General features: G+C 51.6%; 19 protein-coding genes. 6 read left to right on the top strand and 13 right to left on the bottom strand.

Annotated elements, in window-relative coordinates; genetic code table 11:
• Nucleotides 1-2 precede the first annotated feature (2 nt).
• Nucleotides 3-878 (top strand): peptidoglycan DD-metalloendopeptidase family protein, encoded by an 876-nt coding sequence (locus IZU26_RS12135; RefSeq protein WP_433279323.1) that lies wholly within the window; start codon nt 3-5, stop codon nt 876-878.
• Here IZU26_RS12135 and IZU26_RS12130 read toward each other — a convergent pair.
• From IZU26_RS12130 to IZU26_RS12080, 11 genes are all read right to left on the bottom strand, one after another.
• Complete coding sequence (locus IZU26_RS12130) at nt 875-1,666, bottom strand: MetQ/NlpA family ABC transporter substrate-binding protein (protein WP_433279321.1); 792 nt, start codon at nt 1,664-1,666, stop codon at nt 875-877. The genes IZU26_RS12135 and IZU26_RS12130 overlap by 4 nt on opposite strands.
• Before the next feature lie 94 nt (nt 1,667-1,760).
• On the bottom strand, nt 1,761-2,936 hold the full coding sequence (gene mnmA, locus IZU26_RS12125) for a tRNA 2-thiouridine(34) synthase MnmA (RefSeq protein ID WP_433279319.1): 1,176 nt from the start codon (nt 2,934-2,936) through the stop codon (nt 1,761-1,763).
• A gap of 198 nt (nt 2,937-3,134) precedes the next feature.
• Entirely contained in the window at nt 3,135-3,989 is an 855-nt protein-coding gene (locus IZU26_RS12120) for an Rpn family recombination-promoting nuclease/putative transposase (protein WP_433279317.1), read from the bottom strand.
• A 515-nt stretch (nt 3,990-4,504) separates the two neighbouring features.
• Nucleotides 4,505-6,517 (bottom strand): alpha-amylase/4-alpha-glucanotransferase domain-containing protein, encoded by a 2,013-nt coding sequence (locus IZU26_RS12115; RefSeq protein WP_433279353.1) that lies wholly within the window; start codon nt 6,515-6,517, stop codon nt 4,505-4,507.
• Nucleotides 6,518-6,682: 165 nt separating this feature from the next.
• Nucleotides 6,683-7,246 carry a hypothetical protein gene (locus IZU26_RS12110; protein ID WP_433279315.1) on the bottom strand — a complete coding sequence of 188 codons (564 nt, stop codon included), beginning with the start codon at nt 7,244-7,246 and terminating at the stop codon, nt 6,683-6,685.
• Nucleotides 7,239-7,859, bottom strand: coding sequence for a hypothetical protein (locus IZU26_RS12105; protein WP_433279314.1), 621 nt, complete (start codon nt 7,857-7,859; stop codon nt 7,239-7,241). Before IZU26_RS12105 ends, IZU26_RS12110 begins: the two co-directional genes overlap by 8 nt.
• Nucleotides 7,856-8,323: a hypothetical protein gene (locus tag IZU26_RS12100; protein ID WP_433279312.1), complete on the bottom strand. Its 468-nt coding sequence runs from the start codon at nt 8,321-8,323 to the stop codon at nt 7,856-7,858. Before IZU26_RS12100 ends, IZU26_RS12105 begins: the two co-directional genes overlap by 4 nt.
• Entirely contained in the window at nt 8,320-9,396 is a 1,077-nt protein-coding gene (locus tag IZU26_RS12095) for an RnfABCDGE type electron transport complex subunit D (protein WP_433279310.1), read from the bottom strand. Before IZU26_RS12095 ends, IZU26_RS12100 begins: the two co-directional genes overlap by 4 nt.
• Nucleotides 9,393-10,793 (bottom strand): 4Fe-4S dicluster domain-containing protein, encoded by a 1,401-nt coding sequence (locus IZU26_RS12090; protein WP_021331069.1) that lies wholly within the window; start codon nt 10,791-10,793, stop codon nt 9,393-9,395. Before IZU26_RS12090 ends, IZU26_RS12095 begins: the two co-directional genes overlap by 4 nt.
• Nucleotides 10,790-12,187, bottom strand: coding sequence for a hypothetical protein (locus IZU26_RS12085; RefSeq protein ID WP_433279308.1), 1,398 nt, complete (start codon nt 12,185-12,187; stop codon nt 10,790-10,792). The genes IZU26_RS12090 and IZU26_RS12085 overlap by 4 nt, the downstream gene beginning before the upstream one ends.
• 5 nt (nt 12,188-12,192) lie before the next feature.
• Entirely contained in the window at nt 12,193-12,675 is a 483-nt protein-coding gene (locus tag IZU26_RS12080) for a divergent PAP2 family protein (RefSeq protein ID WP_021331067.1), read from the bottom strand.
• Nucleotides 12,676-12,906: 231 nt separating this feature from the next.
• Between IZU26_RS12080 and IZU26_RS12075 the strand changes: the two genes are divergently transcribed.
• Entirely contained in the window at nt 12,907-13,722 is an 816-nt protein-coding gene (locus IZU26_RS12075; RefSeq protein ID WP_310824780.1) for an aldo/keto reductase, read from the top strand.
• 144 nt (nt 13,723-13,866) lie between these two features.
• A complete protein-coding gene (locus IZU26_RS12070) occupies nt 13,867-14,811 on the top strand; it encodes a cation diffusion facilitator family transporter (protein WP_433279305.1) in 945 nt (314 codons plus the stop codon).
• A gap of 186 nt (nt 14,812-14,997) precedes the next feature.
• Here IZU26_RS12070 and IZU26_RS12065 read toward each other — a convergent pair whose 3' ends face one another.
• Nucleotides 14,998-15,864 carry an Rpn family recombination-promoting nuclease/putative transposase gene (locus IZU26_RS12065; protein WP_433279303.1) on the bottom strand — a complete coding sequence of 289 codons (867 nt, stop codon included), beginning with the start codon at nt 15,862-15,864 and terminating at the stop codon, nt 14,998-15,000.
• 529 nt (nt 15,865-16,393) lie between these two features.
• Between IZU26_RS12065 and IZU26_RS12060 the strand changes: the two genes are divergently transcribed.
• The gene (locus IZU26_RS12060; protein WP_021331085.1) at nt 16,394-17,026 is read left to right on the top strand and encodes an adenylate kinase; all 633 of its coding nucleotides are present in this window, start codon (nt 16,394-16,396) and stop codon (nt 17,024-17,026) included.
• Nucleotides 17,027-17,176: 150 nt separating this feature from the next.
• Nucleotides 17,177-18,319 carry a glycerate kinase family protein gene (locus IZU26_RS12055; protein WP_433279301.1) on the top strand — a complete coding sequence of 381 codons (1,143 nt, stop codon included), beginning with the start codon at nt 17,177-17,179 and terminating at the stop codon, nt 18,317-18,319.
• Between the two features lie 118 nt (nt 18,320-18,437).
• On the opposite strand, the gene IZU26_RS12050 is transcribed toward IZU26_RS12055, so the two are convergent.
• Nucleotides 18,438-19,391, bottom strand: a complete 954-nt coding sequence (locus tag IZU26_RS12050) for an L-lactate dehydrogenase (RefSeq protein ID WP_021331078.1) — start codon at nt 19,389-19,391, stop codon at nt 18,438-18,440.
• A 137-nt stretch (nt 19,392-19,528) separates the two neighbouring features.
• Between IZU26_RS12050 and murJ the strand changes: the two genes are divergently transcribed.
• Nucleotides 19,529-21,133, top strand: a complete 1,605-nt coding sequence (gene murJ / locus IZU26_RS12045) for a murein biosynthesis integral membrane protein MurJ (RefSeq protein ID WP_433279299.1) — start codon at nt 19,529-19,531, stop codon at nt 21,131-21,133.
• Nucleotides 21,134-21,148 lie beyond the last annotated feature (15 nt).

Below are 21,148 nucleotides of genomic sequence, written 5' to 3'. Positions count from 1 at the left end.
CTATGAAACGAAAATCGATGTTTGTTGTATCGCTGCTTGCGGCACTGTTCCTTGCAGCTTTGCCGCTTACGGCGTTCGACTGGCCGCAGAACGAAGTGATGTCGGATACGTTTTATTCGTATTTCGGCCAGCTCCGCGGCGGCATAATCAGCACTTCTCTCGTCTTCGCCGACGCGTCGGATATAAAAGCCGCCGACAACGGATACGTCGTCGCCGTCATAAACGAATACGACGACGATTCGGTATTTTTTCCGTCGACGCTCGGAAACGCCGTCATACTTGCACACGACGACGACCTCATAACGGTGTACGGAAATATTGACAAGGAAACGATCCCTCCCTCTCTCTACACATCGGAAAAGGCGACAACGGGAACCGTTTTCGGCTCAAGCGGAAACGCAGGCTGGCAGCAGGGGCGCTCAAGCCTCGAATTTCAAACGATCGACACGTCGAACGGCAATGCTGTAAATCCGCGCGTCCTCATGCCGAGGATCGGACAAGAACTCGCGCTTTCCCTCACCGGCATCACGCTCGAAAACAAGGGTATGCGTTACGATTTGCTCGTACAGAGAACGCTGCCTGCGGGATTATATCGCGTGTACCGCCAACGGCAAAGTGTCGCGATTCCGTATAAGACGCGCGTCGTCGTAAACGGCATCGTCGCCGACGAAATATCTTACGACCAGCTCATCCAAAACGGGGTCTCCGTCTATGCCGTAGGGCGAAAAAATTATCCGAAAGAAGCGCTCTACCCCGACGAGCGTCTGCAGCTTTTGGGAGAAGCGACGTTGACGCCGGGGAAAAATACGCTCGGCATCGCCCTCACCGACATCTTGGGTGCAGTAACGGCGACATCGTATTCTCTGACGATTTATTAAAATACCGCAATAACTTCGCCGTTCGGATAATGTTCGGCTATGTAATCTTTTACCTTTTGGCTCGTCATCGCTTTGACAAGCGCTTTAATGCGTTCGTCGTTTTGTAAGCCGTCTTTGACGCAGAGTATATTGACATAGGGCGAGTCCGCGCCTTCGACGAGGAGTCCGTCTTTCGAAGCGGTAAGTCCCGCGGGAAGCGCGTAATTTCCGTTGATAACCGCGGCGTCGACGTCGTCGAGCGTGCGCGGAAGGGATGCCGCTTCTATTTCGCGGAATTTGAGATTCAAGCGGTTTTCGATGATGTCGGCGGGAACGGCGGTGAGACCGGCTTTATCGTCGAGTTTGATCAAACCTTTCGACTGCAGCAAAAGCAGCGCGCGGCCTTCGTTTGTCGGATCGTTCGGAATCGCGATCACCGCTCCGTTTTGCAGATCGTCCGCGCTTTTTACTTTATGCGAATACAGCGCAAGCGGTTCGATGTGGATGCCCGCAACGCTTACGAGATGAAAGCCGCGTTCTTTATTGAACGACTCCATGTACGGAAGATGCTGAAAATAATTCGCATCGATCTGCCCCGATTCGACCGCTTCGTTCGGCACGACGTAATCGGTGAATTCCTGTACTTTCAGCGTAATACCTTCTTTTGCAAGATCGTCGACGAGCAGATTGAGGATCGCCGCGTGCGGTTCGGGCGTTGCGCCGACCGTCAGCACTTTCGCTTCCGATTTTTTCGAGCAGCCGACCGATACTGCGGCGGCCGCTGCAATCGCTAAAATACTCTTTTTCATAGTATTGTCTCCTACTTTCAGTCATATCGACTGTACAAATTATTTCCTACTTTGTCAATAGGTAAAATATCAATTTCAAGCCGAATTCGCTCCCTCACGCGTCTTTGTCGGCTCTGCGGATAATGCCGCCGCCTGCGATAACGCCGTCGATGTAGAGCACGGCGGACTGTCCCGGCGCTGCGGCGTGCGCGTTCTCGGCAAAGGAAATACGGTACGACTTTCCGGAAAACAACTCCCCCGTTTGCGCCGCATAGGGTTCAACGCGAGCCCGTATCGGACGGGAAGCGAAGCGGATTTTTACGAACGCATCGAACGGAGCATCCGGCACGACATCACCCGGCCACACGAAGTCGTCGGCGATGAGAGAGCGCGCATCCAAATCTTCGCTTCCCGAAAGGATAACGAGATTGTTTTTTGCATCGATCGAATGAACGTACAGCGGTTTCCCCGACGATACACCGAGCCCCCTCCTCTGCCCTATCGTATAGTGTTCGATGCCGCGGTGACGGCCGAGCACGCGCCCGTCGAGATCGATGATATCGCCCGGAAGCGATTCTTTATCGGAAAACAGAGCATCGAAATATTCGGGCGAGATAAAATCTTGGCTTTCGGCTTTTTCCGAAGCAGAGAGGCGATTTTCCTTCGCAATACGGAACACGTCTTTTTTTTCGATCTCCGCGAGCGGAAAGCGCACGCGTTCGAGCGTCGCGGACGGAATCCGATACAAAAAATACGTTTGATCTTTTACGCTGTCGAGAGCCGTCGCTATCATCGCGGGTTTCGCATCGGTGTGCCAAAGCCCCGCATCCGGCCGCACGATACGCGCATAGTGACCGGTACAAAAATAATCGTAGTCGATGCCCTGCTTTTGCACGCCTTCGAGCAGCGCACCGAATTTAATAAAACGATTGCAGCGGATGCACGGATTCGGCGTTCTGCCTGCGCGGTACTCCGCTTTAAAATAATCGATCACTTGTTTTTGATATTCGTCTTTAACGTCGATGACGCGATAAGGGATGCCGTTTTCATTGCAGAATTTTTCACACTCCGCTATATCTTCCGATTTATCGATACCGTAACACGAAGGACGCGATTTTTTACCGCCGGAAAGTTCGAGCAAATTACCCTTTCCTAAGGACATCGTCACGCCGATGACGTTACAGCCCCGCTGTTTGAGGAGCAGCGCCGTAACCGTCGAATCGACTCCGCCCGAAAGCCCGACGACAACCGTATCGCCCGCTTTCGGCAGCCCTTGCGCAATATAATTCATAAACGCAGTGTAATGAAAAAAAAATATTTAGGGAAGAACGAGCAAATCCGAGCAGTGCACAGGATTTGCGAGTGCCTCCCACAAAAGAAAAACGCTGCGGGCGTTTTTCAACTCTCGAGTTAAACGAGCAAATCCGAGCTACGGAAATCAATTTTTACCTAAAAGGTCGGATGTCGAGTTTTTGAAAAGCAAATGACACTACAGTTTTTCGATTTCCGCTTCCGAGAGACCGGTCATAAGGCGAATCTCAGAGAGCGGGTACTTGCGTTCAGCCATCAGCTTTGCCGTTTCCCGCTTTGCTTGATACGATCCCGCGGCAATACCGTCGCGTCGGCCTTTGCGTATTCCCGTAGCAACGCCCCGTTCAAAGCCGATCTTTTCCCCCTGCTGTGAACCCTCTCTTAGTAAATCATCTTTCCAAATATTCAACGACATATACCAGCTCCTGAACTTTTCGTTCCGTTTCGCTTTTTCGACAAGCTCATCGATGTGCTGTGTAAAACCGCTCGTCGCCCGCCTCTCGCAAAGATACTCCAACAATGCACTCAATTCAGGTTCATCTTCTTTACCGTAGGCACCCACATTATAAAACACCTTAATGCTTTTGTCATCAAGAAAAAGCGTGCCATCTTCACTGCATACGTTGCGAAACGTATATACAGGTAAGCCTTTGCCGAAGGGATCCTGCGTACAGATAAAAATGACATAGCTCTCTTTCAGTTCGGCGTAGCTTTGACCGCGCAAGAGATTATCGACATCCATAAGACTTTGGTAATAGCGCGTGCGTTTGGGAAGAGAGGGCGGAATCGACGTTTGTATTTCGATATCGAAGATACGCTCGGGGTCTGAGACATAGACGTCGAGACGTATACCCTTGCTTTCGTAAAACGGAGTGATCGTTTTTTGTAGCGAGGGATATTCGATTTTACCGACTTTGATATGCAGGAGCCGTTCGATGACGCCCTTGCATATAACTTTATTTTTCATGACCGTACCGAACATAAAGTCGTCGGTAAAGGTGAGTTCTTCAACGGGTTTATGGGTATATTCCATAGCTGCACCTTCGGTTGTTGAGATAGCGCGGCAAGGAAGCCGCTGAACTATATATTGTTTACAAAGCTATAAATTACGCGCTTTTTTGTAAAAATAAACGGGAACATCGTTTCCTGCGCGGGAAACTTCGCGCTCCGCGCTCGTTGCAAGGTTGCGCGGGGAACTTCGCGCTCCGCGCTCGTTGCAAGGTTGCGCGGGGAACTTCGCTCGATGTACGGCACGGTGTCACCTCGCGTTCCCATTGAAATGGGAAAGGCAATACCGCCTCATATTAACTATTGAAAATTATCCATTACGCATTGAACATTACCCATTGGAGAATACCCATTACCCATTAGAAAATACCCATTGAAAATTGATTTCCATGAATCCGAGCAGTGCGCAGGATTTGCGAGTGTCTCCCATAAAAGAAAAACGCTGCGGGCGTTTTTCAACTCTTAGCACGGTAATTCTTTCAGCGGAAAAATGCAGCTTGCTCGATCGCCGTACACATTGCTTTATTTGCGACGCCGCGTTTACTTTCCGCGCTTTTCGGCTTTCGTGCGCTTGCGCTTCATCGCGATTATGCTGAAGTTGATCGTCTTTTCCGTTTCCATGCCGGGCGCAAGATCGATCGGCCAATGCATCGCCGCGCACAGCGTCATCGCTGCCGGAACGATTTTTTCACCGGCGTATTCCGGACGGCGGAACGTGATCGGCAAAAACGAAAGACCGCAGCTTTCGTTCGGCTCGAACATAAACGAAAGCGAATTTTCGGCATCGGAAAGCTGAACGGCGGAAACGTCGGAAATAATGCCCGACGGAGAGAGTGAAGCGGACGATTGTGCCGAATCGCTTTCAACGCGCTCATCCCCTGATGCGATTTCGATCGTATACGGAGTAAAATCGGGGACAGCGTAATCGGTGTGAGCGAAATTCGACTCGACGATGAGATTGGTGCTGAGCGCTTCGGCGCTTTCGTTTTTTACGATGTATTGCAATGTAAAACCGTTCGAATTCGCAGCGTATTTTTTTCGTACGGATATCGCCTGTTTTTTCTCGCCGAATTCTCCGAAAAATGAAAGCTGCACTTCTTTGTGCTGCGGAGAAAATTTTTGTTCGATGTACTGCGCTCTTACAAAGGTTTCCCGCTTTGCACATTTGCCTTGCACATAGCCTTTGACGTCGGCATCGGAGAGGATGTAATCGATAAAGAGCGAACGGACGTAATCGTCGGTACAGCCGTCGAAGGCTTCCATGCGGCTCAAATTGTCCGCGTAATTGCCCGCGCCCTGCATGATGTCGAGTTCGGAGATCGCGCCGGCCGCCCGCGTTATGCATGCCGTAAAGCCCGTCATGCGGAACATATATTCGTCGATGCCGTCGGCGTTGTAATCGAATCGAGACGCCGCCTCTTCGAATTCGCTGCACTCGCGGATGATCTTTTCCGCTTCAGAGAGGTTTTTAAAAGCGATTCTGCGGTAGGCTGCGCGTACGAGCGGAGCGCTTGCCGTACACACAAAACCTTCTCCGCTTTGGGCTGCCCAGAGTTTTTCGCGTGCGACTTTTCTGCGCGCTTTATCGCCGTGACATTGATTGGCGAGCATACTCACGTACAGCATGCGGTTACACAGCGCTTGGCTTTCGGGATAGGTTTGCAAAAAATCGTAAATCGTGACGGGATAGCCGTCGCTTTTCGTAACGGCCGTATACGGCACTTTCGCCCACTGCGCGATTTCCGCGTCGATACCCGCCGTAATAAAAGCGGGAACGCGGGCACCGGCCGTCTTCAAATAAGCACCGGGATGCGAAAAGCGCAGCGTATCCGAAAACTGAGAAGAAGCGCTGTCGGCAAGTTTTTGCAAATATCCCGATTGCAAAAGTTTTTGAAATTCCGCATGCGTCAGCGGTACATCGACAAAACGCTCCGAAGCGGCGGCATCGTACGCATCTGCGCGCACACTTTTTTTTACGGATACAAAAAGAGACATCAAATACTCTTCAGCGGAAACTTCGAGAGACGGTTTGTGTTTTCGGTAAACGGGAACTATCGTTACGGATTTGCCGCGGTCGGACATGATGACGGGAAGATACGACTGTTTTGCAGGAGGAATAAGCGAGCTGTCGAGCACGACGTATTCCATACCGCAGGTTTGAAAGCTCGTCACGAGGGATGCATCCCAGCTCGAAGCGCACAGCGTCATGCCGCGCGGCCGCTTTCCGAGCGTCTGCCGTATTTCGGCGGAAAGCAATTCGATTTGATCGGTGCGATCTTTCGGATACAAAAGCGGAAATACAGGATTATAAAATCCCCCGCCTAAAATTTCAATCTGCCGGCGGGCGATGAGCTGCTGCAATATCGCAAGGAATTCGGGATGCTTTTTTTTGAAAAACTGTAATTCGTTTCCGTTAAACGAAAAAGCCATACAAAAACCGGGATTGGCGTATAGAAACTTTGCCGCCGGTTTGTAGATATCCTGATAATCTTTTTCACTGTCGGAAAACGTTTTACCGGCCGGTGTTGACTCGAGGCCGAAACAGATACACATCGCCTTCACTTTGGCTTAAAACTCCTTCCGCTCATTTTACACTATCTTTGCCATATTTTAAAGGTCTTTTTTCGATTTTTGAAGATTTTTATTATTAAGAAATTTTTAAAATCCGATCGAGTTTTTAGAGATATCTCTTTATTTTTTTGCGGGCATCGTAAAAGATTAACGCACGCAGTAATCGGTAAGCCACGAAACGTTCCACACCGCACAAGCGATGACGAGAATCGCCAAGGCAATCATTACAAGTACGTGCCGGTTTAAACCGTCGTTTTTTGCCCGCGCGATATCGATGCGGTAACGGAGCGAGGCAAGGACGGGTAACACGACAACAAAGGAGAGCATGCAGCTTGCAGCGATAAGGACGGCATCGAAGGTACCTGAGCTTTCGGAGAGCGAAAGAAGCACGATGAGGTATGAAGCGGCGCATTCTCCCGTTTGCATGAGCGGCGGAGTACGCATAAAAAGTCCTGTGCCCGACAAAAGTGCCGTAAATACGAGCAGCGCTGCGAGCGGATAGAGCTCTGTAACACCGAGCGGGAAAAGCAAGTGTACGGTGATGAGCTCCGTCAAAAAGGTCGCTGCAAGTGCGGAAACGCCGCATCGGAACGCAGGACGGAAAATGCTTTTGTCGAAAGCGACGCTTAACACGGCAATGCGCTCAAGCCCGATACCGTAAAACAAGACGGCGGAAGCGTAAAACGCATAATACAAAACGATGTCAATCATGGCTCGTCTCCGCCTTTTCGGCAGGCGCCGATTTCGCTGCGGTAAATGCAGAGACGGCGAAGATAATCGCCAGAGCGATAAGCGCGCCGGGAATCGTCGCAAAAAACGACGCAAACGCGATATGTTCCGAATCAAACAAAACTTTTTCTTCGATACCGTTCGGGCCGATATACGTAATCGTTCCGAAACCGACAATATCCCGCAGCAAAAAAAATGCAAGCACAAAAACGGAAAAGAGCGCCGTAGAATTCATATTTCGTTTAAAAATCGATTTTATCCCCGCAGTTTCGTCAGTCGGAACCAAGCCCGCGGCGAATGCTGAAACCGCCGGGACGTAAAGCGCAAAGCCGAGCGTAAGGGCGGCAAGCGGCAAAAACACCGCGAGGATTTGCCGGAAAAGTATCGCAAGAGCGACGATAAGCGACATACAAAGCACATTTCCGATTCGCACGAATTCAAGCTTGCGTATCGCATCACGCAGCAGCGTAGCGGCGGAGACAAGCGCGAAGAGTTCGACTACAAGTATGAGACCGTACGCAAATCGGCCGGGAAACGGAATCATACAGGCGAGAGATGCCGAAAAATAAAACGAAACGAATCTTTTACGCATCACAGTCTTTCCTCCTGCTGCCGTATCAGCACGGGTATACGCTCCGCCCAATACCTGATCTGGCTTTTCGCTCCGCTGCTTTCGATCGCGTCATACACTCTGCCGTGCAATCCGGCAATTCCGATAAAACGCGCGGTATGCTTTCCGTCCGAAATAAAAACCGCAGGAAGAGGGCCGTAGATCGTTTCCATGCGCACGATGCACGTGTAAGCGTTTCCGCTTCCGCCTTTTACGCTGAAACACGCTGCACTCGACGATACGGGAACAGCGAAATCGACAAAGTCTCCGATATGCCACACTCCCGGCTCGGCTTCTTCGAGCACGCGCGCTATTTCGGTTTTAATTCCCGCATGCATGGCGCCCTTCGTAAAAATCGCCGCGACGGACAACACGATAGCGAGCAATACGATGCAGCCTGCGAAAATGCCGTACTCCTGCAATGCTTCTTTTGAAAATCGCTCCGTCATCGCCCTGCCCTTCCTTTACGGTTTTCCGCAAGCACGGCACGCAGTCGCGCCGCATCCCGCTTGTCTTCAGCGGCTTGGATGAGCGGCGAAACGACGTTCGCGCACAAAAGCGTAAAGATCATTCCTGCCGACGACATACCGCAGCCGGCAATCAAAAATGCGAAAATGCCTGCAAGCGTGCCGTAAAGTATTTTCCCGTACTTCGAGAGAGGCAGCGTGCCGTACTGCTGCACGACGAACACCGTATAAAAGAGCGTTCCTCCGGTACACAGCGCTAAAATCATATCGCCCTGCCCTGCGACGCCGCCTGCAATCGCGGGACCGGCAAAGCGCACAAGCAGCGCATATACGATCACAAAGCAGCTCGGAACGAGCAGCCCCTGCATACCCCATGCAAACAAAACGATCGACGATAAAAGCGTCAATACATTGAATCGAAATGCAGGAATAACCGAATGCGTATCCCACAAAAGCGAAATATAACCGTCGGGAATAGAAATATTGACAAAACCGAATACCGTATTATTGAGCGTTTCCGTTATCGCGCGGTCGATACCCGTAATCGGGAATACGCCGTTTTGAATTAACACAAACGAAGGATTTTTAATCTGCAATATATCGCGCGTTAAATCGGTTTCGGGAAACGAACTCATGCCGACTATCCATGCGACGGCGGCAATAAGGACAGCGCTGTTCACCCAGTCGGCCGCAAAGGATCCCGACAGGTATTTTAATAAAAGTACCGTGCAAAGCGCGATGCAAAAAACCGTTACCGGTGAAAAGGTCGACGGAAGCAGCATCCCCGCGACGATTCCCTGCACGACATCCGCAAGCGGCGAGAGGCGGCAGCGCGCGATACGCTTTGCATACAACAAGTCGGCGGTAAAAAATCCCGCAATCGACGAAGCGATGACGATGAGCGCTCCGTAACTTTTCGTTGCGGCGAGCATGAGCACTTGGACGGACAGTAAAAGCGCCGTGACAAGCAAAACGCTCTGCGCCGACGGAGACAAGTATAAAAAAGGACGCGCGATTTTTTTCTTTCGCAGCAGTGTGTCCGTCGTATCGTTCATATCGGTTCTCCTGAATATCGTATGCGCTTTATCGCTTGGCTTATCGAAAGCCTTGAAGGGCATACCGAATTACACAATCCGCAGCCCGAACACAATGCCGCCGATTCGATGTATTCTTTCGACACTTCGGCTCCGCCTGCCGCGTGCCGGTACAATATGTCGGGCGACAGATGACGGGGACAAACGACGCGGCACTCGCCGCAGCGTACGCAAGCTTGCTCGCTCTGATCGGGGATGCGGTGCATCGGCAAAAACGAAACCGATTTGACGTATTTCGTCACCGGAGCGTCGAGGCTCGCGGCAAAGCTTCCGAGCATGAGGCCGTTTACAATGACGGCGGCGGGAGGACGTTTTAATCCGCCGCACTGTTCGGCTAGGAAGCGCATCGTCGTTCCTATGCGAACTTTCATAAGGCCCGCCGCCGGTACGCATTCGCCCGAAACGTACACATACTGTTCCACGGACGGCACACCGTAGCGAAGCGCATTGTGTACGGCGATCATTGCAGACGCATCGGCAAAAACGCATTCGGACGAAATTCCGTCGAACGGCTTTTCCTTTGCCGATTTTTTTACAGCGGCGATTATTTCATTGCGGAAACCCGCCGGATATTCGGTGATGTCAACGGGCACAAAGCATACGGGAACGGGCGAATCTTTGACGCGATCAGAAGCGAAGTCCTGCAATGCCGATTGCAGAGGAGACGGATCTTCGTACGCTTTCACCTTGCGCGTCGTATTTGTCGTCCCTTGCTCCGCTTTTCGTTTTTGCATCTCCTGCGCATCGCATGCGAAGACGATACCCGCATCGCCGAGCGCGCGCGAAGTGATAAAGGCTCCCGTTTGTATATCGTTGAAAAACGCTTTCGATAAAACGGAATCGGTAACGCGCTTGGGATCGTCATCGTAGAGGCGTACGACAAGGACGCGTCGCCCGTGCAGTCCGACTCCGTCGATTTGAGACGCGAGGGATGCGGGTTCGGTCGTATCGAAAGTATTGATGACGCCCGCATCCGCGATCCTCTGAACGATTGCCGATGCCGGGAGCGCTCTCCAATTTTCGGAAAACCGCTTTTTTCCGAGATACGAAAATCTTCCCGACAAGCGGATTTTTACCGCGTCTTCTTCGCGTCCGTTCGGACTGATACACGAAACGATATCTTCGACGATGCCCGGTACGCTTGCGTGCAGTTTGGCGCCGTAACGAGACGACGCATTCGAAGCCGGGACGGCTATGATATCCCCTTCGCGCACACGGTCTCCCTGCCGAACAAGGCAGACGGAAGGAGTGTGCGTTTCGTGAGACAGCGGAATCGTCACGACCGGCTGCAAAAAACCGTTTACGGCGCCTTTGACGAGATTTCCTTCGCTCGTATATATGGCGGGAATCATCTTCATCGCATTTTACTCCGTACCAATAAAATCGACGGTATGCACAGCGCAAAAGCCAAAAGCAGCGTGTGCAAAAGCCCCCCGCCGCCCGACGCAGAAAACGCGTACCCCACACGGACATGGGCGTCTTGCGCTTTTATCAATTTTTCGACTGCAGGATACGGCAGCGCATCGATATCGCCGAGCGCCGCATCGTAAAAATTTTTATCGAATACCATAGAGACGCTCGTCTCCGAAATCCCTTTATCCCCGTCGGAAAATCGAGGAAAGACGATACTGTCGCCCGTCTTCGGGTGCCGCTCGTGCGCGCTTTGCGCGTTCACCGAACGATACGGAGCGGTTTTCGTATTCCAGCACCACGCGACGTATTCGTCGAGCGTCGGAAAACTCCCCGCCATCGACTGCGCGCGCGCCGAAGGAAACTCGAGCGCGGAAGTATGCGAAAAAGGAGAAGCGGCAAAGCCGCTCGAAAAAGAGGACAAAAGTGAAGCGGCGAAAAGGACGGCAATGCTCGAAACGCATGCGGCCGTTCCGCGAAACGTCGCTTTCGTAAAAAGCGGAATCGCCCGAGCGGGTCGGATCGGAACAAGCGTAAACCGATAGCGCGCTTCGTACAATCGCTCGCCCGTTGAAAACGCGGCAAGTACGGATACGGTACCGGCGGCGAGCGGCACAAAAAGCAGGGCACTCCGAAGCGAGGACGCGCAGGAAGCGATAAGGGATGCGGCAAAAAACGCGATGAGGACAGGATTCGTTTTGACGGCCGAAAACGCTCCTCGCCTTCCCCATAATCTCAGCGCGATAAAAAGCCCATACAAAAAGAGGCAAGCCGATGCCGCGGCAGAATACAAGGGCACACATGCGGCGAAGAAAACCGGAAAAACCGCTGCGACAAAGAAGAGAGAACGGTGAGGAGACAAAAAGCACAAGAGAAGCGCAAAGGCCGTACAGATGAGCGGCACGATAAACGGATAGACGCCATGGGTATCGATACCCGCCGCTACGCCCGACGCACGGAATTCCTGTACGGCGTCTTCGGCAAACGGCGCATATCGCTCTTCGATATAATAGAGCCGATACTGTGCGCCTCTGTCGAAAAAGTATGCCTTCCGCTTTGCAAGGTAGCCGTCGGCATCGGCGAAAGCGAGCGCGAGAGACACTTCGGGAGAATGCATCGGCAGCGTGACCGGAAGCCGCTGAGAAGAAAGGCTTATGACGTTTTCACATCCGGCGCGCTTTAAAACGTCGGCCGCATAATCGTCATCCGCCGCATCGTCGACATACACGATACGATAACGCTCCCACAGATTTCCCGACGGCACCGTCCGAAAAACAAACAGAACGAAAAGCGAAGCGACGGCAATGCCGAAAAAAACAGACATTTTTTTTACTGCGCTCATAGTTCCTACTGCAGCAGCGCAAATGCGAATCCGATCGAAAACCCGATCAAAAGGCCGACGATCACTTCAAGCGGTGTATGCCCCTGCACTTCCTTTATGGGCGTATATGCGATGATCTTTTGCCGGTCGAGTTCTTTTCCGATTTCGTTCAAGCGCTTTGCTTGAATGCCGCTTGCGCGTCTGACACCGAGCGCGTCGCGCACCGTGACAAGCAAAAAACACAGCGACAATATAAATACATCGGAATGAATGCCCGAGTGAAAACCGATAGACGTCGTGAGTGCCGAAACGATCGCGGAATGGCTTGAAGGGAGGCTGCCCGTCCGCCACACCATCATTTCAAAGAGTACCGACAAGCTGCGGATTTTATGAGACAGCAGAGCGATGATTGTTTTTAAAAATTGCGAACAAAACCAGCTGCAGATGCACGCCAAAAACACGGGATTCGCTAAGAAGAGTTTCAGTTGTTCTTTTACCGACAGCAACATATTTTTTATTGTATCATGACAGCATTTTTTTTACAACACGCGCATACGCGTATCTCGGAAATATGTGATATTTTCGTATACGCGCACACACTGTCGGGTATCGGACACTGCAGAACAGAGGAAGTATAGAGCAAGCGGCTTCTACCATTAACGCGCGGGGCAATGTATTTTTTTTCGTTATTCTATTATAATAAACGTACCATCGCTATTTTTAATTAACGGAGGTTTCGTATGGGTATCGACGAAAAAGTAACGCTCAATAACGGGGTCGCTATGCCGAAGTTCGGGCTCGGCGTTTACAAAGCCGGAGACGCGACGATTCAAGCAGTGCAGACGGCGCTCGAATGCGGTTACCGCCTCATCGATACGGCGGCCTTTTACAACAACGAAACGCAAGTGGGCAAAGCGATCCGCGAAAGCGGCGTGCCGCGCGAAGAAGTTTTCGTTACGACAAAGATGTGGAATCAGGATCAGAGAGACAACCGACAAGAAGACGCGTTCCACGAAAGCCTCAACAAACTCAAACTCGATTACATCGATCTGTATTTGATTCACTGGCCGGTGCCCGGCAAATTTATCGACACGTGGAAATACATGGAGGATTTTCTCGCATCGGGAAAGGTTCGTGCGATCGGCGTAAGCAATTTTTTGCAGCATCACCTCGAAGAACTCGCCGCCGTCTCTAACGTCGTCCCTGCCGTCGATCAATTCGAATGTCATCCGTTTTTAACGCGCGAAAGTCTCCGCGACTACTGTACTTTACATTCGATTTTTCCCGAAGCGTGGAGCCCCCTCGGGCGCGGTATCGTGCTCGAAAGCAGAACGATCGCCGAAATTGCCAAAACTCACAAAAAGAGCGCGGCGCAGATTACGCTTCGCTGGGATTATCAAAACGGCATCATCACGATTCCGAAATCGGTCAATCCGAAACGCATCAAAGAAAACGCCGCGATTTTCGATTTCAGTCTCACCGACGACGAAATGGAAAAGATAAGCGATTTGGACACGGGCATTGCAAAACAGGACCCCGATAATTTCGATTTTTAGGTCGAATGACGAACTTTGAAGGTATTAGCTCATAAAATTGAACCTATTAATAATCAGCTGTCTGCAGTGACGCCGTTTCCGGATGTTCAGTAATGCAATGCACGCGCTTGCGGCACGGCAAAGATTTTGTTAAAATTGTTCAGTATGAATTCCGAAATCACCGATCGAAACGAAACACATGCCGTTCTCATGCGGCGGGCGGGTTATATCGCGCTTTTCGGAAATCTTGCGCTCGCATGCGTAAAGATCGTTCTTTCGAAAGTTTCGGGAAGCCTTGCCGTTATGGGCGACGGCATCGATTCGCTCACCGACGTCGCGATCGCGCTTATGACACTCATCGTAAGCACTATCGTTTCGCGGCCGGGCGACAAAGAGCATCCGTGGGGACACGGCAGGGCGGAAACGACGGCGACGATGGCCTTATCTTTCGTCATATTTTTTGCCGGTACGCAGCTCGCCCTTTCGTCCGTAGGCTCTCTTATCAGGCACTCGTACAAAAGCGCAGTGAGCGCTGCGGCACTCGCTGCAGCCGCAGTATCGATTACGGGAAAAGCGATACTCGCCGTAACGCAGTATACGCTCGGTAAAAAAAGCGGCAGCGCCATAATCAAAGCGAACGCACAGAATATGAAAAGCGATATCGTCATGTCGGGAGGCGTGCTTTTAGGCATAGGAGCTGCACGGTTTTTCCGCTGCCCTTCACTCGATCCCGTTACCGCCCTCCTCGTAAGCGCATGGGTTATCAAAAACGCGGTCGCGATCTTTTCGGATATGAATACCGAACTCATGGACGGAAACACCGACCGCGAAATATACAAGCGCCTTTTCGACGCCGCATCTTCCGTAAAAGGCGTGTCGCATCCGCACCGCGCGCGGATCAGAAAAATCGCTTCGCATTGGGATATCGACTTGGATATCGAAGTGGCGGCCGATATGAGCGTGTCGGCTGCTCACGAAATCGCCTGTCAAGTGGAAAGCGCCGTCCGAAAAGCCATTCCCGACGTATACGACATCATGGTACACGTGGAACCCGCAGGACTGAACGATGAAAATGAACAATACGGTCTCGATGAAAACGACATAACATAACGAATACGCGGGAAAAAAGCTGTGCGCGGCAGCGGCTTATAAGCCTGCAAGCACAAGGAGGCTAATAAATCCATGCTTTCTTTCGTCAAAAATGACCGTCATACAATGGTCTGTAGACGTATGCGAACGCCGCTTCCGCAAGCAGAACGCACAAAGTCGCACGTGGAGTGAGGAGAGGGAGCAACGCTACAGCGATTCGATTTCCGCTTCGGCGAGGCCGGTTGCTTGGGCTATGTTTGCGACCGACAATCCCAAACCGAGTAAATTCTTCGCCGTTTCAAGCGCTTTTTGATATGAGCCTTCTGAAAAACCTTTCGCTTCGCCTTCTTGTAACGCTTCCTCCCGCTGCACGGCAATGTCGACATCATAATCATATTCGGCAATTAACATGTTTATCACCTCCCGACTTTTTCTTTGTAAATACTCCCGCAAGATGTCGTTTTGTATGCACTCTTTGATCGCGTTCCGAAAGCCGTTCTCACTATCGAGCTTCGTATGTCTTCGTACGGCTTCTACGAACAGCGTGTACTCTTTTAACGGTTTGCACGTATGTAAGATTTCACTTCCCTTATTATAATTGATATTCGTCACGCTGACAACGACTTCGAGAGAGGGTTTTTCGGGCATCGTCATAAAGGCATCGGAGAGGCGTAATGTCGCGGTTTCGGGGTAATCTTCTTCCCCGTTATAAAACACGTAGAATTCGGGCGTCGGAATCTTCTTCAATCTGCGGAGATAACGGTCACGCGGGTTTTCGATGCGCTCATAGAGGCGCGCGGCATACTGCAAAAATCGCAACGGCATATTGGCGTTTATCGTAGATTGGTGTTCTACCAATACGATGATCTTTCCGTCGACGAGGCAGGCGACATCGTTGCGGAAAGCCATATACATCACCTGTTCGAGACGGAGCGGTTCGAGTTCCGCCGATGCGTCAAGTTCTGTCTCATGCAATGCGTTGTAGAGAGCGAGGAAGTTCGCCTTTGCGTTTTTATCTTCGCCGAAAAAATCGACAAAGACCGAATCCTTATACCGACGATTGTGTTTTGCCATAAAACCTCCGGGATAACCGCACCGGAAATGGATACTTAGAAAAGAAGCGCGTACTTACATAACACGAGGCAGCGGAACTGCCGCCGGGAGTGCAGCCGATTTTTTATGTTATACGCTATTTTTTAGGAATACAATTTTCGGTGCGGTTATCCTGATAATACTTCAGTAATATAAATCGCTAAGATATTGCGATTTCGGAGTTTTTTCGAAAAATTTTCTGCGGCGACAAGCCGTGCGGCAGACGGGGCGTTGCGGGGTGTCCCCGCAGGAAGGGGCAGCGCGCAACGGAGTGCGCGCGAGGGGAAGGCTTTCCCCCTTAAAATCTATTTTTATAGATAAAGATTTCGAAAGCCGGATCGGATTATCGGATATGCCGATAAAATTGAAGCGAACAGGAATCCTCGGGAACGTGCGAGAAAGAGCGAGACTGCCGCAGCCGGTGCGGGATACGCCCATGCCCTAGACGTATTTTACACGAGGGGTTAAAATACATCGATATCGAAACGTATAAACAAATACAGAGGTAATTATGAATTTCATCTTTTTAGGGCCTCCGGGAGCGGGCAAAGGCTCTCTCGCCGTCAAAGTCGCACAGGAGTACAAAATCCCCCACATTTCAACGGGCGATATTTTCCGCGCGGCGATAAAAAATCAAACGGAACTCGGGAAAAAAGTCAAAAGCATCATCGACTCGGGCGGCTTGGTGAGCGACGACATCACGTGCGCGCTCGTAAAAGAACGGCTCGAAGCGGACGATACGAAAGGCGGTTTTATCCTCGACGGATTTCCGCGCACCCTCGCACAAGCAGAAGCGTTTACGAAAATCTGCGACGACGTAACGGTCGTCAATTTCGTTATCAAAGATGAAGAAGTCATCAAGCGCCTTTCGACGCGGCGCGTCTGCAAAAAATGCGGAACGAACTTCAACGTACTCACGCTGCCGCCGAAAAAAGAAGGCGTCTGCGACAACTGCGGCGCTGAGCTCTATCAGCGGGACGACGACAAACAGGAATCGATTTTGCACCGCATGGACGTATACCGCGAGCAGACCGAACCGCTTATCGATTTTTACCGCACGAGAGGAAAGCTTACCGACATAGACGGTGCGATTCAAACGGCACAATTATTAAACGAGTTCGAAAAAGCGTTTCCGAAAAAATGATGTCCGCCGTGGCGTACGGCATCGTATGCGGCGATGCACATAGGGCACTGTATGCAAAAGCGCGCGAAGGGTATCGCATGCGGCTGTGTGCGCAGCAGTGCGCGTTGCAAATTTTGCGTAAAAACGGACAGCGCCTAAGGAGGCGATGCAATGAAAAAAATCGTACTAATCCCCGATTCATTTAAAGGCACGATGAGTTCCGCAGAGATATGCGGCATCATGGAAAAAGCGATAAAAAAATTTTATCCCGAAACTGACGTCATAAGCATTCCCGTTGCAGACGGAGGAGAAGGCAGCGTCGACGCTTTTTTGACCGCAGTCGGCGGAGAAAAAATCACCGTATCCGCCGACGACCCCTATTTTAACAAAATGGACGCGTTTTACGGAAAGCTTTCCGACGGAAAAACGGGCGTCATCGAAATGGCTTCCTGCGCGGGGCTTCCCCTCGTCGAAGACAGGCGCGATCCCGAAAAAACGACGACGCTCGGAGTAGGCGCTCTCATACTTCGCGCAATCGAAGACGGCTGTACGAAACTCATCATGGGACTCGGAGGAAGCGCGACGAACGACGGCGGCTGCGGAGCGGCTGCGGCATGCGGCGTAAAGTTTATCGATAAAACGGGAAAAGAATTCATCCCGACGGGCGGCACGCTCTGCGACATCGAACATATCGACTCGTCCGGTTTGCATCCCTCGCTCAAGGGCATCGAAATCGTTACGATGTGCGACATCGACAACCCGCTCTACGGAGAAACGGGAGCCGCATACGTTTTCGGTCCGCAAAAGGGCGCCGACGAAAAAGCGGTTAAACGCCTCGATGCGGGCCTCCGCCGCCTCGCCCAAATCGTCGAACGCGATCTGCACAAAGACGCTTCTCTTATGCCCGGCGCGGGAGCTGCAGGCGGCATGGGCTACGGCATGAACGTCTTTTTCGGTTCAAAGCTGCAGATGGGCATCGAAACGGTGCTCGATACGGTGAGATTCGACGAACTCGTCAAAAACGTGGACTGCGTTTTTTCGGGCGAAGGAAAAATCGACACGCAGAGCCTGCGCGGAAAAGTCGTCATCGGCATCGCGCGCCGCACAAAAAAAGCGGGAGTACCGCTCATCGCAGTCGTCGGCGATATCGGAGACGACATCGAAGCGGCGTACGACACGGGCGTATCGGCAGTCTTCAGCATAAACCGCGTCGCAGTCGACTACGCCCGCGCAAAACTTCGCGCAAAAAGCGATCTTGCGCTCACGATCGAAAACATCATGCGCTTTATCGAATGCGTAAAAGCGCGAATGTAACAACCGGCCATACACCGAATCTTTTTTCGGAGCATCTGGGCTGAGCGTATTGCCAAAACATCGCCGTTTTTTAGTATCGAGTGCCTCTAAAACTCGGCTGGATTTTAGAGATTCTCTATTACAAACACGCCGATTCGTCGATGACTTTTTTGAGCGTCTCCGCCGAATGTAAAAGCGCTTCCCTTTCTTTTTCGTCGAGTTCGAGCGGCACCTGAGTTTCGACACCGTCCTTCCCGACGACAGCGGGCATGCTCAGTGCAACCCCTTCGATTCCGAAAGTGCCGTGCTGTATCGTCGATACCGGCAAAATCGATTTTTCGTCGCGGCTGATCGCCTGACAAATGCGCCTGACCGCCATCGCTACCCCGTAATACGTCGCTTTCTTTTTTTCGATGATTTCGTACGCGCTGTTTTTAACTTCTTCGGCAATCCTGCGCATGGAATCTTCGTGTTCGTGAAAACCGCGCATATCGCAAAAGCGGTTGAGCTTGATGCCCGAAACGTTCGCACAGCTCCACGCGGCGATTTCGCTGTCCCCGTGTTCGCCGATGATAAAGGCGTGGACGCTTCTGCTGTCGACGCTCAAGTGTTCGCCCAAAAGATATTTCAGCCGCGCCGTATCGAGAACGGTACCCGAACCGAACACGCGGTTTTCCGGCAACCCCGAAAGCTTTACCGCCGTATACGTTAAAATGTCGACGGGATTTGCAACGATGAGCAGTACGCCCTGAAAATCCCGCTTCGCGATTTCCGGAATAATCGATTTGAAAATTGCAACGTTCTTTTTTACGAGATCGAGCCGAGTCTCTCCCGGCTTTTGCCCCGCGCCCGCCGTCACGACGACGATTGACGCATCTCGTATGTCGTCGTATGAGCCCGCATATATCTTCATCGGACCGGCAAAGGGAAGCCCGTGGCTTATGTCGAGCGCTTCGCCTTCGGCTTTATTTTGATCCGCATCGATTAAAACCATTTCCGAATACAGACCGCTTTCCATCAATGCGAACGCCGACGATGCACCGACAAATCCGCATCCGATAACACCTATTTTTCTCGCGTTGACGACACTCATAGTTACCGCTCCTTACAGCTTCGATTTCATTTATATAATAAATATAGTGAAAAAATCGCCGTCCGTGTACTGAAAGCGTTACCGGGACAATCGGCGGCACATTGCACAAGCGGCGCTTCTTGCGCTATGCTTAGCGAATGACGGAAACAAAATCGCATTCACTCGTACGCTCCGGCATCCGCCTTTCAGTCGTCACGCTTTTATCGCGCATACTCGGTCTCGTGCGCGAAATGACAAAGGCGGCTTTTCTCGGAACCGGAGCGATAGCGGACGCATTCGGTATCGCATTTCAACTGCCGAATCTCTTTCGAAGGCTCTTCGCGGAAAACAGCGTTTCCGTCGCCTTCATTCCGACCTTCCGCGCATACGTCGAAGACATTTCGTCGGATGCCGACAAAACAAAGACACAGGATTTCATCTCATCGACGCTTACCCTCGTCACTTTTTTGACGGGAACCGTCACCGCTTTGGGTATCGTCTTTACGCCCGCGATTATTAAAGTATTTTACGGCAGTACGGATGCGGCGACAATGCCGGAAGCGGTGCTTCTCACGCGTATCATGTTTCCCTATCTCGCCGTCGTTTCCGTCGCCGCCCTCTTTCAGGGAATCTTAAACGGCGTCGGCGTTTTCACTCCGTCGGGCTTCGCTCCCGTTTTATTCAACGCAGTCGTCATCACGCTCACGTACATACTCGCCCCATATACGGCGAACCCCGCGCGCGCTATGGCGGCAGGCGTCATCGCAGGCGGCTTTTCGCAAATGCTCTTTCAACTGCCCTTCGTACTGCGCACAAAGTGGCGCGTTTCGTTCGCGTCGCTTAAAAGCGCGTTTACGAATCCCGGTACGAGACGCGTCATGCTCCTCGTGCTTCCGACCGTCGTCGGTATGGCCGCATACCAGATAAACGACGTCGTATCGAGTACGCTCGCAAAGCGCGCGGGCATCGGCATATACGCGAGCCTGCAATATTCGCTTCGGCTGCAGGAATTGATTTTAGGCATATTCGCCGTGTCGATCGGTTCGGTTATTTTGCCGGATATGTCGGCGCTTGCGCAAAAAAAACGCTGGGACGATTTTACGGCGCTGCTCATCCGCGCCCTAAAAATCATCACGCTGATAGCGCTTCCGGTTACGTTTTATTCGCTTATCTGCGGAAAGGAAATCATTTCGCTCGTCTATAAAACGAAAAACTTTACCGACGAATCGGTAGCGATGACGCTTTCTGTGTTTCGCTTTCACATGATAGGTCTCGTCTTTATCGCACAAAACCGCGTTTTGTCTCCGTCGTTTTACGCGCAAAAAAATACCGTGCTTCCGACGCTCGCAGGCATTTTCAACTTCGCCGTCAATATAGCGCTCGCTTCTCTTTTCGTCGCTCGCATGAAGGGAGCGGGCATCGCACTCGCCCTTTCGATCGCAAGCTTTGCGAACACCGTTTTTTTATGCGCCGCTCTTCCGCGTCTGCGCTCCGTCGATACCAAAAAGATTATTAAATCGTCGGTATTATATGAATTGAAAATAATAATTTTTTCACTCGCCGCCTCTCTTCCCGTCCATATCGTCCGACCGCGCCTCGTATCTTTTTTTGCTGGACACGGCCGCATCATTTCCGACGGAAGCGTCGTCGCCCTTTCCGCGCTCCTCTTCGCCGCCGTCGGCATCGCTCTCCTTTTTTTCACGCGGGATGAAATCGCAAAAGCCGCCTGCGGAAAACTGCTCAAGCGGCGCGCCGCACGATAATGTCGCTTTCCGAAG

The sequence above is a fragment of the Treponema sp. SP13 genome, assembly GCF_050938355.1.
GTDB lineage: Bacteria > Spirochaetota > Spirochaetia > Treponematales > Treponemataceae > Treponema_D > Treponema_D socranskii.
The sequence above is the reverse complement of the archived record's forward strand: the minus strand, read 5'-3'. Positions and strand labels throughout refer to the sequence as shown.